This is a genomic window from Fluctibacter corallii, from assembly GCF_025751585.1.
Taxonomy (GTDB): domain Bacteria; phylum Pseudomonadota; class Gammaproteobacteria; order Enterobacterales; family Alteromonadaceae; genus Fluctibacter_A; species Fluctibacter_A corallii.
The window spans coordinates 13099-26148 of sequence record NZ_JAOWKX010000006.1 but is presented as its reverse complement, the minus strand read 5'-3'; the positions used below and the strand labels follow the sequence as shown (position 1 = coordinate 26148).

The following is a 13050-nucleotide window of genomic DNA, read 5'->3' as shown; positions in this document are numbered from 1 at the left end:
CGGATATGATGCAACACATTGCCACTACATCGACAAAGCTTGCCGTTATTGGTACGCAAGAGCATTCGTCTTCTTCACGTGACTCGCAAAACCCTGACTACTTTAGGCAAATGCTGGAAGAGAATAATCGGCATTATGCGCAGCCAGTTAAACCCGTGACCGCGCCTGAACAGTCGCGCCGAATGCACGATGATAAGCAAGCCGGTAAGGCTGAACCTGTGCCTGAGCCGTCGCGTGCCGATAGCCAAGAGCGGGTGGAAGAGCCTCGTCAGAACACCACATCTCGCCATGCAGAATCTTCTGATGGTACATCTGAACGAAAGCAGCAAGACGTCAGTTCAGATAAAGATGCTGAGCATGCTTCGTCAATAGAAAATGAAGACAAAAATGCATCAGAACAAGATAGCGCTACGGAGCAGGAGTCCCAATCTGAACAAGAAGAGCCAGCCTCTGAAGTGAGTGCAGGGGCTGAGAATACTGAAGCTGCCGATGCCAACAAAGACGGTGAGTCAGTTGATGGTACAACACAAGAGAATGATGATGTGTTAAATGACGTTGCTTCCAACTTGGAAGAGACAATCAATGCGCAGCAAGATATTGATTGGTTGGCGTTACTTCAGCAAGCTCAGCAACGCGCAGCAAGCCTTTCAGAAGAGGGGGGCTCGAAAACTAATACTGATGAACTGTCTAATGAAGAGTCAGAGAGTGACGCAAACGATGTGTTTTTAGCAAATCTGGCTGCCTCATTTGCCGAAGAGGGAACTGAGGAATCCGTTGAAGGAGACTCTGATATTGGCGATATGCTAGATAAGCTCTTGGGCCTGGTAGAACAACTAGGAAAGCAAGACACATCGACTGATTTTGACGTTGATGTTGAAGAGCAAATGGAAACACTCACATCGTTGATTGAACGCTTACGCGAGCAACTTGCGGATGACAGTAACGGTAATGGAGAGGCCAATGCCGACGAACCTGATGCCGCATTGATAGCCGCTTTGTTGGCGGCCCAATTACGCCATTCAGACACGGCCTCTGAGGCAAGAAAGCCTGAAGATACGGCGGTAGAAGGAACATTTGGAGAAAAGGGGATTGATCTCTCTTTTCTCACTACGTTAAGTGACAAAGAGCAAACGCATATACTGACTAAGCTAGTAGACAATATTGAAGCCAGTGTAAAACAAGGTGAAAACACGGTGGATGTCGCAGCTAAGGAACTTAATCTCATTTCTCAATTGTCTAAGCAAGACAAGCAACACTTCGTTGACGCATTGAAAGCCATGTTGAAGGACGCGAAATCAAGCGGCGCTGACGTGACGTCACAGACGATAACTAACGCGATGACCAGCGCGTTACAGACGATTCAGCCTAATATGGCCGAAGATGTTATCGCAGAGCAAAGTGCGCAACTCGCGGCAAGTCTAATGCGCGCGAGTGAAGCAGCAACATTGGTTGCAAGACAGCTAGAAAGTCACCATGCGACTCAGCAAACACCGCTAAATACCTTGAATACAGTTGATAAGGTTGCGACGAAAGAGGCAGTAGTTACGAGTCAGATCGAACAGGCCAAACAACAAGCACAACAAACCGATAAGCCCGTCAATATTTTGAAGCCTGAAGGCCAACAACAGTTGGTGGAGAAAGTTCGGTTTATGGTGAATCAAAATAATATGCAGGCCGATATACGCCTCGATCCACCCGAACTTGGTAGTATGAAAATTCGAATTAATATGAGTGGTGAAGCTGCCAGTGTCAATTTTGTTGTTCAATCACAAGCTGCCAGAGAGGCGATTGAACACAATACACCTCGCTTAAAAGAGCTATTAGAGGAACAAGGCATTGAGTTGGGCCAGTCATCTGTCGAGCAAGAGAGTCAATCGTCAGACGATGACACAGAACTTGCAGGTGGAAGCAACGGTGATGGCGCATCTGACGAAGAAAACAACGAAATGGTGACAGAACAGCCAGTTACTAGAGGCCGTGTGGGCGGAATAGATTATTTTGTGTAACTATAATGGTGAATAGATTGCGAATTTTCCATTTAGGCTGATAATGTCAGCAATCCATCACAATATTGAGAAGAGCTATGGCTGAAGAAGAATTACAAATGGAAGAAGGCGGCAAAAAGGGCAAAATGATGATTATTATCATTGTTGCTGCCGTTTTAATAATCGGGGGGGCTGCTGCGTTCTTTCTACTAGGCGGAGACGATGAGCCTGCCGTAGAGGGAGAGGAAGTGGTTGCTGAGCAAGCGGAAGGCGAGGCGCAATCCTCTGGTGCAAAGGTGGGAAGCGCATTGTATGTAGCGATGCCTCGACCATTTGTCTTTAATGTGCCGGGTGCAGGACGAGACAGGCTTGTGCAGATAAAAGTTCAGTTGATGGTGCGAGGCACCGATAACGAAGAAACGGCTAAAATGCACATTCCGATGATAGAAGGCACGTTACTAAAAGTATTTAGCACTGCGAATGCAGACGATTTGGTGACGGAAGCAGGCAAAGTGGCGCTTCGTGATCAGGCTGTACGTGATGTTCAGACAGCATTGCAAGACATTACAGGTAATCAGGTGGTAGAGCAGGTGTTATTCACAGGCTTTGTCATGCAGTAGAACGTTAGGCGAGAGAAACATTGAGCGATTTATTATCACAAGACGAAATTGATGCGCTATTGCATGGCGTCGATGACGTTGAGGAAGAAGATACCGAATCGATTGAAGATGACGGTGATGCGCTGGAATATGATTTCTCGTCTCAGGATCGTATTGTTCGTGGGCGCATGCCTACATTGGAAATCGTTAACGAACGCTTCGCGCGGCATATGCGGATCAGTCTATTTAACATGATGCGCCGTTCGGCTGAGGTGTCGATTAACGGTATTCAGATGATTAAGTTCGGCGAGTATATCCATACACTCTTCGTCCCTACAAGTTTAAACATGGTGCGCTTCCGCCCGCTCAAAGGTACGGGGCTTATCACCATGGAAGCCCGATTGGTGTTTATTCTGGTTGACAACTTCTTTGGTGGAGATGGACGCTACCATGCAAAAATTGAGGGACGTGAATTTACGCCAACAGAGCGCCGTATTATCCAGATGTTGTTGAAGCTTATTTTTGAGGACTATAAAGAGGCTTGGGCGCCTGTTATGGATGTCTCTTTTGAGTATTTGGACTCGGAAGTGAATCCAGCGATGGCCAATATCGTCAGCCCCACAGAGGTGGTGGTGATCAGCTCGTTCCATATTGAATTAGACGGTGGCGGCGGGGATTTTCACGTGTCACTTCCTTATTCCATGTTGGAGCCGATTCGTGAGTTGCTTGATGCGGGTGTACAAAGCGATAAAGAGGATACGGATTTACGTTGGAGTAAAGCGTTACGAGACGAAATTTTAGATGTGAATGTGGAACTCACTACGCACATGATGGATGTTGATTTGAGTCTTCAGGAAATCATGGAACTCAAAGCGGGCGATATCATTCCCATTGAAATGCCTGAGCATATTACTGTGCTGATAGAGGATTTACCTACCTTCAGGGCAAAACTAGGACGTTCGCGAGACAATGTCGCGTTAAAAATTACAGAGAAAATCCCACGACCTACTTCAGTGAAGTCAGAGCTTCAGTTATTAACGAAAGGGGGCCGTCGGATAGACAGCGATGCAGATTTGCAAGTGTTAGGAGAGGATTTGTAACGTGCTCACAATCTTCGAGCTTGCAATGACTATACGAGGTAAAGAGTATGAGTGAAGATGATTCTATGGATGATTGGGCTGCGGCCATGGCTGAGCAGGCTGATGCAGAAGGCGAGGGTGAAGAGGGGCCTGATATGGGGGCCAGTGAGCTTGACGTGCAAGTGGCTGAACTGGACGAACTCCAAGAAGACAGGCCTATCACCGAAGATGAACAGCGCAAACTAGATACGATTTTAGACATTCCCGTTACGATTTCGATGGAAGTCGGTCGTAGCCAAATTAGCATTCGTAATTTGCTTCAATTGAACCAAGGATCCGTGGTTGAATTAGACCGAGTTGCCGGTGAGCCATTAGATGTTTTAGTAAATGGCACGTTGATTGCTCATGGAGAAGTAGTAGTGGTCAACGATAAATTTGGTATTCGGTTAACGGATGTTATTAGTCAAATCGAGAGAATTAAAAAGCTTAGGTAATAAAACCTTAAATAAATTAAAGGGTTACAGCTTATTTGTAGCCCTTTTTGTCCTTTCTTTTCAGGCTTGTGCAGAAACAAAAAGCCTGTCTAATCCCACGTCTGTGGTGTCAATTTTTATGTCTTTGCTGGTGGTGATCGCCGTTGTTTTTATGTTGGCGTCAATAATGCGTCGCTTTAATGTGGCACAAGCTGGGCAAGGGCAAATGAAGGTTGTGGCATCAATGACGATGGGGACGAAAGAGCGTGTTGTTGTATTGCAAGTAGGTGATGAACAGCATTTGATTGGCGTTACTGGTCAAAATATCAACCACCTGAGCAAGTTAGACACACCACTGACTTCGCCGTCGCAACAGACGGAGCCGCATCCGTTTAAAGATAAACTAACACAAGCACTGGCAGGCAAAATCCAATCTAGCCTTCAGACCAAAAAAGAGGGCACATCATGAAGTATTGGTTAATGATGGGGTTGAGTGTCATCTTTTTGGCTCCTACAGAGGTATTCGCATCGCCCGGCATTCAAGCATTAACGGTGACCACCAATCCTGATGGCAGTGAAGACTATACCATGACGCTACAAGTGTTGGCGATCATGACAGCGCTGAGCTTAATTCCTGCCTTCATTATGATGATGACATCATTTACGCGCATCATTATCGTGCTATCTATTCTTCGTCAAGCAATAGGGTTACAGCAGTCGCCGTCGAATCAAATTTTGATTGGAATTGCACTCTTTTTGTCTATGTTCATCATGGCACCGGTATTCGAGCAAATTAATCAAACAGCATTGCAGCCTTACCTGAGTGAAGAGATTACGTCGAAAGAAGCCTATGAGCGAGCGAAACAACCTATGAAGGCGTTCATGCTGTCACAAACCCGAGTAAGAGATTTAGAAACATTTGTTGAGTTGGGGGGATATCAGGATCAGGTGACTGCGCCAGAGGATGTGCCGATGAATGTGTTGATTCCGGCATTTGTTACCAGTGAACTAAAAACGGCATTCCAAATCGGATTTATGCTGTTTATTCCTTTCTTAATTCTCGACTTGGTTGTGGCATCTATCTTGATGGCGATGGGGATGATGATGCTGTCCCCGATGATCGTCTCATTACCGTTTAAATTAATGTTGTTTGTTCTCGTGGACGGCTGGAATTTGATTTTTGGCACGTTAGCAAACAGTTTTGGAATGGGGTAATCGAATATGAGCCCAGAGGTTTTTGTTGAAATACTAAAAGAATCCCTCAACATGGTGATTCTATTAGTATCGGCAATAATATTGCCGAGCTTGTTTGTCGGATTAATTGTTGCCGTGTTTCAAGCTGCTACCTCTATTAACGAACAAACCATGAGTTTCTTGCCCAGATTAATTGTCACCTTATTAGCGTTGAGTTGGGGGGGGCATTGGCTCGTGCAAAAGTTAATGGATTTCACCTTCTCTATGGTGGAGCGAATTCCAGAGGTAGTTGGATAATTCATGGAATTTGCGCTAGACACGATTACCCGCTTTATGGCAGACATGATGCTGCCATTTATGCGTATATCCGGTATGTTTGCCGCCATGGTAGGCATTAGCGCCAAAACCGTGCCGACACCAGTAAGAGCCTTGCTGACCCTGCTGCTGACGCTAGTTATTATGCCTGTTGTGCCGCCTGTTCCAGTCCCCGAAATGTTTGATGCGGGTACATTTGTGTTAGTCATTCAGCAGCTGGTAATCGGCATAGCGATTGGCTTTGTCTCAACCATGGTACTGAATACGTTTGTTTTGGCAGGGCAAGTGGTAGCGATGCAAACTGGATTGGGATTTGCGTCTATTGTGGATCCGGTGAATGGAATTAATGTTCCTGCCGTGGGGCAGTTTTACTTGATTCTCGCCACGTTACTGTTTTGGGCATTTGACGGTCATTTGTCTATGATTCGAATGATTGTGATGAGCTTTGAGGCGTTCCCGATTGGCTCCGCATGGTGGGAACCTCAGCGATTTATGGACATAGCTGAGTGGGGAAGTTGGATGTTTGTCGCGGCACTCACGTTGTCTCTGGCCCCAATCGTTTCGCTGTTAATCGTGAATCTAGCATTTGGTGTAATGACTAAGGCAGCGCCTCAATTGAATATTTTCAGTATCGGCTTTTCAATCGCACAAATCATGGGGTTGGTAATTATATGGCTGACGATGTCTAACTTTACGGACCACTTCGAAAATCAGTGGTCTAGGGCCTTGCAATTCATGTGCGAATTGCTTTATGTGTGCCCCGTTTAAAGGAGTGGTCTGATGGCAGATGCACATGATAAAACGGAAGAACCCACGGCCAAGAAACTCGAACAGGCGAGGAATAAAGGCCAAATTGCTCGTTCGAGAGAGTTATCAACTACTTTAGTGCTTATCGGTAGCGCCGTTGCTTTTTTATTATTCGGTGGCTATATCGCGGAAGCGTTATTTGAAGTGATGCGCCGAACATTTACGCTATCTCGTGATGAAACCTATGACTACACCCATATGTTTCAGGCTTGGGGATTCGCGTTTGATGCGATTAGCATTCCAGTTCTTACCTATTTAATTATTGCCACCATCGCAGGCATTTACGGAAGCATAGCCCTAGGAGGCTACAACTTTACGTGGGAATCAGCCAAACCCAAATGGAATAAAATGAGCCCACTGGCCGGATTCAAACGCATGTTTGGCGTGAACGGATTAGTTGAGTTGCTCAAAGCGATCGCTAAGTTCTTTGTTGTGCTTGGGGCGGCTTACTTGGCAATGGTATTTTTTCAGGATGAAGCTCTGCATTTGGATATGGAGCTATATCCTCGCAATATTTTTCACGCACTTGATTTAATCGGCTGGGCATTTTTAATTATGTGTTGTGCGCTAATACCCATCGCGCTTATTGATGTGCCATATCAAAGCTATAAGCATAACAAAGAATTAAAAATGACCAAGCAGGAAGTGAAAGACGAGCGCAAAAATGCAGAAGGGGATCCGCAGGTTAAAGGGCGTATTCGCCGACTACAATATCAAGCCGCAGCTAAACGCATGATGCAAGAAGTGCCTAAAGCCGATGTGGTTGTAACCAACCCCACGCACTTTTCTGTTGCTTTAAAATATGAAGAAGATGGAAGTAGAGCACCGGTTCTCGTGGCAAAAGGCGCTGACGAGTTAGCTATGCATATCCGGAAAATCGCCAACGCTCACGAAGTGCCAATTGTTGAGTCACCGTTACTTGCGCGTGCCATCTTTCATACTACGGAGCCAGAACATGAAATTCCAGAGGCTCTGTTTATGGCGGTTGCACAGGTTCTTGCTTATGTGTATCAATTGAAAGCGTTTAGGCAAGGGAAAGGTAAGCGACCTGTTCCACTTCGCAAAGACTTGCCTATTCCGCCAGACATGCGGTATTAGCGCGCCTGATGTTTCCTAAACGACAAATGTCACAGAGAGAAAGCGTTAACCCGCTTTCTTCTCTGCGAATGGAAGGTTGCTAATTTAGGCTGAAAAACGAATGTTTTCTTCAACGCGTTTTTTAACTTCATCAAAAGACTGGCCTTTATCTGCCACCATAACCAAATGCGCTGTTGGGTATTCGATGATTTCACCGTGAAGGTTATCATCGCTGAAAAAGCGCTTGCTTGTATCTCCTTCGGTTTTAGGAATAACAAATACTGTGACTTTCCCTTCCTCTCCGTCAACCACCATATGAAAGCTTTTTACACTGTCAAAAAAACAGTGGCTAGCAAAGTATACACGGCCTAAATTTGACGCAAATTTAGCACCAATAGAAGATATACGCGCATTGATTACATCCATGGGGATATCATCACTCACTTTCAGTGCATAGCCATCAGCCTCATGATAGACATGAGCTAAGGCATGATCTGCGATGTTGGCGGGTTGTTGCTGCCAGAGAATGAAACTAAAACCAAACACAAATACAATTGATGCAGCGATACCAAACACGGCGTTACGCTTTGTTTTCGTTTGCTGGTGCTGTTCGAAAGACTGCTTTAATATCAACCTTTCAGCTAAACCTTCTGGTATTTCTATCTGGCTCGCATCGTGAATGGCTTTATCAAGATTTCTTACTTCGTCCCAGCTTCGCTGTTTGTTTGGATCTTGGTTTGCAGCTTGTTTGACCTCGTCACTTGTGGTGTTCGGGTCTGCATAAATGGTACGTCTGAACTGTAAATCATCCATTTTGGCGCCCCCTTTGTAAATCTGCCTTCTCCATTGCCTCTTTTAGTTGATTTCGTGCTCTAAAAAGGCGTGTCATTACGGTATTTTTGTTTAGGTTTAACTGTTCGGCAATTTCTTCTCCAGTGAAACCAAATAAGATTTGTAGCATGAGTGGTTCTCGATACTCTTCGCTCAAATTCGACAACTGTTTGCGAAGTTCACGATGTTCAATTTGGGTTTCATTCGAGAATGCGTCATCAACTAGAACGACCTCGTCCATGTCGACGGTATCGAATTGTTTGCGTTCAAAGCGGCGGGCATTCTCTCGCCGTAAAATGGTGATAAGCCAAGACTTGGCTGCTTTTTCATCTTGCAGCGAGTCTAACGATTTCCACGCGCGCAAGAAGGTTTCCTGAACAATATCTTCAGCGATTGCTTTGTCTTTGACTAGCCAGTACGCATATCTGTATATATCGCCGTGAAGTGCGCGTACTAATGCTTCATAGCGTTTTTGCTTATTTGCCATGTCTTCAGAGACCGCGCTTCGGACTTTTTCATTTCGAGAAAACATGCATCAATGTCTCAATTTTAGTTAACTGTTTGATAAGCATAAGGATTAAGTATCGCTTTGAATAGCTTTTTCAGTCCTATTCAAGATTGTAGCAAAAGGTGATGTTTGCCGTGTAACGTGATACCTAAATATATGGAGATAGCACAGCACCAACGGTAACGTTGATGCCGTGCTAAAAAGAGGATTAACCTTTCTGTGAATTCACCCAGTTTTGAATTTTGTCTTCCAAAATGTTAAGAGGCACAGGGCCGTCTTTTAGAATTTCGTCGTGGAAACCTCGAATGTCAAACTTATCGCCCAGTTCGGTTTTTGCTGCTTGTCGTAATTCCATGATTTTCAGCTTTCCAATCATGTATGCGGTAGCTTGTCCTGGCATGGCAATGTATCGCTCAATGGCTTTGGTAGCGTCGTATTCAGAGTTGGGTGTATTTTCTACCAAATAATCGATCGCTTTTTCACGTGACCATTGTTTAGCATGTATACCCGTATCAACCACCAAGCGGCATGCGCGCCAAAGTTCCATCGCTAATCGGCCAAAGTCAGAGTATGGATCCTGATAGAATCCCATATCTTTGCCCAATTCTTCTGTGTACAAGCCCCAGCCTTCAGAATAAGCTGTAAAAGACACATATTTTTGGAATTCGGGTACCCCTTCTAATTCTTGTGCAATTGCGAGCTGCATGTGGTGACCTGGTATTCCCTCATGATACGCCAGCGCTTCCATTTGATAAGTAGGCATCGAGTTCATATCGTATAGGTTGGCGTAATAAATACCGGGGCGAGAGCCATCTGCCGATGGACGTTGGTAAAAGGCCTTGCCCGCAGATTGTTCCCTAAATGCTTCTACACGTTTAACTATCATAGGAGCTTTTGGGGTCAGGCCGAAAAACTCTGGAATACGCTTTTCCATTTCGTCTATATACGCCATAGCCTCTTTTAAGTACTTGTCGCGGCCTTCTTGTGTATTGGGATAATAGAACTGTTCATCGTTACGCATAAATTTAAAGAAGGCTTGAAGTGAGCCATCAAAACCAACTTGCTCTTTTATCGCTTCCATTTGCGTATGGATACGCTTGACGTTTTCCAATCCTAACTGATGTACTTGGTCTGCATTCAAATCGGTCGTTGTGAAATGGTTCAATCTATTTTGATACCACTTATCGCCGTCAGGCAAGCGCCATACACCATCTCCTGCGGGAGTAAGCGTTTGTTGTTCTTCTAGTTCAGCAATAAGGCTTTCATAGGCAGGTTTTACTTGTGTATTAAGTGCAAGTCGAGCACGGTTTAGCAGATCTTGAGACTCTGACTTGCTTAATGATAAGGCTTCGACTTTTTCTTTGAAATCTGCCCAAATTGTGGAGTCTTGTGTGCTTTCTTCAAACGGAATGTCGGAGATTACGTTTTTCGATGCTTGAATCATCTGATCGTAGGACCATTTAGGCGGAAAAACGCCCATTTCTTCACGCACGCGCAGTTGGTCTATAACTTGTGAAAACAGGGGCTTTACACCCTGAAGCCGCGAGATATAGGCTTCTGCATCTGATTTATCTTCAACACGGTGGATATTAATCAGGAAGCTAGGTACTGTTGTGTGCCAAGCTCTGAATTGATCCATGATGTAAGTGTGATGTCTGAATTCGTCATTGGTTAATGCGCGCTGCAGAGACAATTTAGCAATTTCCAAGCTCAGCAATTCTTGTTGGCTAAGCTGCTCTTTATCGAATTCATTTAACGCCGCTAAACGCGTGAGGTTTAACTCTCTGGTTTTGTTTTGAAACTCATCGCTGATGTCATCCCACTTGCCATAATCCCATTTTAGGCCAAGATAACTCTGCGATATAGGTGAGCGTTTGAGCCCTTGAGTATGCATGTCGTCGAAAAAAGCTGCAAGCCTCTCAGATTCATTAAGTTGACTGACTTCGACCTCTTTAGTGCTTGGCGCTCCTTGAGACGTTTGTGACGTAGTATCTGTACCTTGCGGGCTACAAGCCATAAGTGTCAGAGCAATGGCTGATAAGGGAAAAAGTTGAGCTAAGCGCATAATGGGTTCCTTTGTTTTATTGATAGAGTGGCGCTAGTGTTTGCGTTTGTGCTCTATCTTGTGTCAATTTCTTTCTTAAAGCATGTAGATCTGTGCGCAATGTATCAGGAGACCAATCTTTATCTGCTGAACCATAACAATACTCATACAATGCATTTATATGGGCGTCGAGTTTTTCATCTTTCAAGTGACGCTGCGCTATCACGAGTGATGCAAAATTTTGTTCTGTCACGGCGTTAAGCCATATGAGTAAAGCGTTGAGTATAGCGTCAGGGCGCTTTGTTTCTACGCTTTTCATTAGCTTTGTCCATGCTTGTTTCTTACTTTCGAACGTTTGACTGTCGGGGCTGGCTGTTTTGTTTAGCGTTATGCGATGGGCGTGACGCCACCACATTAAGAGAGTAATTAACCACATTACCACTAAAATAGAACTACTGTGAGACCACCATCTCATCGAAAGCTGACTTTGCTTATGGGAGATATCTTGAACTATTTCTTGCTTATCGCTCATCCCTTGTGAGAAACGAGTGGGAAGGGGAGTGGTTTCGATGGTGGGCGTAACAGCCGATGCATTACCTTCGACATTAATGCGTTTTTCAGGAAGGATCGCATATTCCGTTTGTTTGGTTCGAGTGTTAAACCACGGCACCCGAACTTCAGGTAAAGTTAACGTACCCGGCTGTGATGGAATAATTGCGGTAGAAAATGTTTTCTGCGCAATTAGTGATTGATCTTTTTCCACCGTCGTTGACGAGGGTTTATCCGGATAGGTATTCACTGAACTTGGGTAATCAACGTCAAGGTCAGGTAGTTGAGTGTCAACTACACCAACAGCCGTAAGGCTAATAGTTCGTGTAATTGGGTCGCCTTCATTTACGCTTTCAGTACTAGGGTGCCATTCTTCGGTTAACTCAACGAATTCACTCGCTAGCCAGTTACCCGAATAAGAATCTGGCTTTGGGATAACATTAATTGTTTGTGTGTCTCCGATTCTGTTAACGGTTGTAGTTGGGTTAATAAAGCCAAAACCTCGATTACGGCTATCAACCACTTCTCCTTGAAAGACAGGGCCTGTGATCGAAAACTCTCCGCTTTTTTGAGGAATAATGGCAAAGGTGCGTTCAATAATGCGGTAGCGCTTGCCATTAATTATGTCATTATATTCTTTATCTTTGCCTACTTGCCTAATTTCGGCACTGTCTAACTTAGGCGCGTCTAAGCTGCCACGTGTGATATCCTTAGCTAAGAAGAGTTTCGCTGTGTAGGTGAGTTGTTGCTGCAGATACACTTCGTGCTTATTTAGATGGGTTTCTAAATAGATATCTCTTTGGCCCGACCCTTGTGAGTGGGTTTTAGGTACAACGAGAAGTTGAATTGGCTTGGAGCGCTTTCCATCAATGTCGATGGCAGGAATGGTAAATTGCCCAGTACCTCTTGGGATAAGTACTGTTGACCACACTGTAGAGCGATCTGTTTTAAAATTAACCATACGAGTTTGGCTGCTAATCGAAGTGCGGCCTACGATAAAGTCTTGCATGAGTATTGATGAGTCAAATGCATTTCTCTCAGCATCTCCATTAGCCGTGACTGTCAAGATGAACGATTCATCTACCATAACGGGATTCTTATCAACACTGGCAATCACTTCTGTTACGTTAGCCAGAGTTGTCATAGGGATAAAAAGCGCGCTCAATAGTAATAAGCGTTGAAACCATTTCGCTATATTCACTACCATTCTTCAGTCTCTCTTGGTGGCAATCTTTCTTGTTGGCGTCTTTGGTACTCTAATTCCATTTTTCTTTTTAATAAGAAAGCAGGATCATCAGGTACTTTACGTAAAATCGACTGCATCCGTCTCATCTCCTCTTTCTCTTCCTCTGACATAGGTGAGGCGTCAGAGGTTTGTTTTTCGTTTTCTTCACCTTGCTCCTTGTCGGTCTGATTTTCTAGATTTTTTTCTTGTGTCTTAATATCAGCCCCATCACCATCTTGCTGTTGCTGTTGCTGTTGCTGTTGCTGTTGCTGTTGCTGTTGCTGTTGCTGTTGCTGTTGCTGTTGCTGTTGCTGTTGCTGTTGCTGTTGCTGTTGCTGTTGCTGTTGCTGTTGCTGTTGCTGTT

Annotated in this window: 13 protein-coding genes and 1 pseudogene; 9 read left to right on the top strand and 5 right to left on the bottom strand. The window is 44.7% G+C overall.

Going from position 1 to position 13050, the window contains the following annotated elements; translation table 11 throughout:
* Positions 1–5: 5 nt before the first annotated feature.
* From OE749_RS11995 to flhB, 9 genes are all read left to right on the top strand, one after another.
* Positions 6–2006: a flagellar hook-length control protein FliK gene (locus tag OE749_RS11995; RefSeq protein WP_263712710.1), complete on the top strand. Its 2001-nt coding sequence runs from the start codon at positions 6–8 to the stop codon at positions 2004–2006.
* 77 nt (positions 2007–2083) lie between these two features.
* Positions 2084–2605 (top strand): flagellar basal body-associated protein FliL, encoded by a 522-nt coding sequence (gene fliL, locus OE749_RS11990; RefSeq protein ID WP_263712709.1) that lies wholly within the window; start codon positions 2084–2086, stop codon positions 2603–2605.
* A gap of 20 nt (positions 2606–2625) precedes the next feature.
* A complete protein-coding gene (gene fliM, locus OE749_RS11985; RefSeq protein ID WP_263712708.1) occupies positions 2626–3684 on the top strand; it encodes a flagellar motor switch protein FliM in 1059 nt (352 codons plus the stop codon).
* A 47-nt stretch (positions 3685–3731) separates the two neighbouring features.
* The gene (gene fliN / locus OE749_RS11980) at positions 3732–4157 is read left to right on the top strand and encodes a flagellar motor switch protein FliN (RefSeq protein WP_263712707.1); all 426 of its coding nucleotides are present in this window, start codon (positions 3732–3734) and stop codon (positions 4155–4157) included.
* Positions 4158–4275: 118 nt separating this feature from the next.
* Entirely contained in the window at positions 4276–4605 is a 330-nt protein-coding gene (gene fliO / locus OE749_RS11975; RefSeq protein WP_263712706.1) for a flagellar biosynthetic protein FliO, read from the top strand.
* An 11-nt stretch (positions 4606–4616) separates the two neighbouring features.
* Positions 4617–5351 (top strand): flagellar type III secretion system pore protein FliP, encoded by a 735-nt coding sequence (fliP, locus tag OE749_RS11970; RefSeq protein ID WP_404828176.1) that lies wholly within the window; start codon positions 4617–4619, stop codon positions 5349–5351.
* Between the two features lie 6 nt (positions 5352–5357).
* Positions 5358–5627, top strand: coding sequence for a flagellar biosynthesis protein FliQ (fliQ, locus tag OE749_RS11965; protein ID WP_263712704.1), 270 nt, complete (start codon positions 5358–5360; stop codon positions 5625–5627).
* 3 nt (positions 5628–5630) lie between these two features.
* Positions 5631–6413, top strand: coding sequence for a flagellar biosynthetic protein FliR (fliR, locus tag OE749_RS11960; protein ID WP_263712703.1), 783 nt, complete (start codon positions 5631–5633; stop codon positions 6411–6413).
* A gap of 12 nt (positions 6414–6425) precedes the next feature.
* The gene (gene flhB, locus OE749_RS11955; RefSeq protein WP_263712702.1) at positions 6426–7550 is read left to right on the top strand and encodes a flagellar biosynthesis protein FlhB; all 1125 of its coding nucleotides are present in this window, start codon (positions 6426–6428) and stop codon (positions 7548–7550) included.
* Between the two features lie 84 nt (positions 7551–7634).
* Here flhB and OE749_RS11950 read toward each other — a convergent pair whose 3' ends face one another.
* The 5 genes and pseudogenes from OE749_RS11950 to OE749_RS11930 all read right to left on the bottom strand — a co-directional run.
* Positions 7635–8342, bottom strand: coding sequence for a DUF3379 domain-containing protein (locus OE749_RS11950; protein ID WP_263712701.1), 708 nt, complete (start codon positions 8340–8342; stop codon positions 7635–7637).
* Positions 8335–8892 carry a sigma-70 family RNA polymerase sigma factor gene (locus OE749_RS11945; RefSeq protein WP_263712700.1) on the bottom strand — a complete coding sequence of 186 codons (558 nt, stop codon included), beginning with the start codon at positions 8890–8892 and terminating at the stop codon, positions 8335–8337. The genes OE749_RS11950 and OE749_RS11945 overlap by 8 nt, the downstream gene beginning before the upstream one ends.
* A 184-nt stretch (positions 8893–9076) precedes the next feature.
* A complete protein-coding gene (locus tag OE749_RS11940) occupies positions 9077–10933 on the bottom strand; it encodes a DUF885 domain-containing protein (protein WP_263712699.1) in 1857 nt (618 codons plus the stop codon).
* Between the two features lie 16 nt (positions 10934–10949).
* Complete coding sequence (locus OE749_RS11935) at positions 10950–12668, bottom strand: BatD family protein (protein WP_263712698.1); 1719 nt, start codon at positions 12666–12668, stop codon at positions 10950–10952.
* Positions 12662–13050: pseudogene (locus OE749_RS11930) on the bottom strand (hypothetical protein); the annotation flags it as partial. The gene OE749_RS11935 and the pseudogene OE749_RS11930, both read right to left, overlap by 7 nt.

What these genes read in the sequence shown, in the direction of transcription:
- flhB (WP_263712702.1), top strand. Translation starts at nt 6,426, where the DNA reads ATGGCAGATGCACATGATAAAACGGAAGAACCCACGGCCAAGAAACTC.
- fliL (WP_263712709.1), top strand. Translation starts at nt 2,084, where the DNA reads ATGGCTGAAGAAGAATTACAAATGGAAGAAGGCGGCAAAAAGGGCAAA.
- fliP (WP_404828176.1), top strand. Translation starts at nt 4,617, where the DNA reads ATGATGGGGTTGAGTGTCATCTTTTTGGCTCCTACAGAGGTATTCGCA.
- fliN (WP_263712707.1), top strand. Translation starts at nt 3,732, where the DNA reads ATGAGTGAAGATGATTCTATGGATGATTGGGCTGCGGCCATGGCTGAG.
- OE749_RS11935 (WP_263712698.1), bottom strand. Translation starts at nt 12,668, where the DNA reads ATGGTAGTGAATATAGCGAAATGGTTTCAACGCTTATTACTATTGAGC.
- OE749_RS11945 (WP_263712700.1), bottom strand. Translation starts at nt 8,892, where the DNA reads ATGTTTTCTCGAAATGAAAAAGTCCGAAGCGCGGTCTCTGAAGACATG.
- OE749_RS11940 (WP_263712699.1), bottom strand. Translation starts at nt 10,933, where the DNA reads ATGCGCTTAGCTCAACTTTTTCCCTTATCAGCCATTGCTCTGACACTT.
- fliR (WP_263712703.1), top strand. Translation starts at nt 5,631, where the DNA reads ATGGAATTTGCGCTAGACACGATTACCCGCTTTATGGCAGACATGATG.
- OE749_RS11995 (WP_263712710.1), top strand. Translation starts at nt 6, where the DNA reads ATGATGCAACACATTGCCACTACATCGACAAAGCTTGCCGTTATTGGT.
- fliQ (WP_263712704.1), top strand. Translation starts at nt 5,358, where the DNA reads ATGAGCCCAGAGGTTTTTGTTGAAATACTAAAAGAATCCCTCAACATG.
- OE749_RS11950 (WP_263712701.1), bottom strand. Translation starts at nt 8,342, where the DNA reads ATGGATGATTTACAGTTCAGACGTACCATTTATGCAGACCCGAACACC.
- fliO (WP_263712706.1), top strand. Translation starts at nt 4,276, where the DNA reads ATGTCTTTGCTGGTGGTGATCGCCGTTGTTTTTATGTTGGCGTCAATA.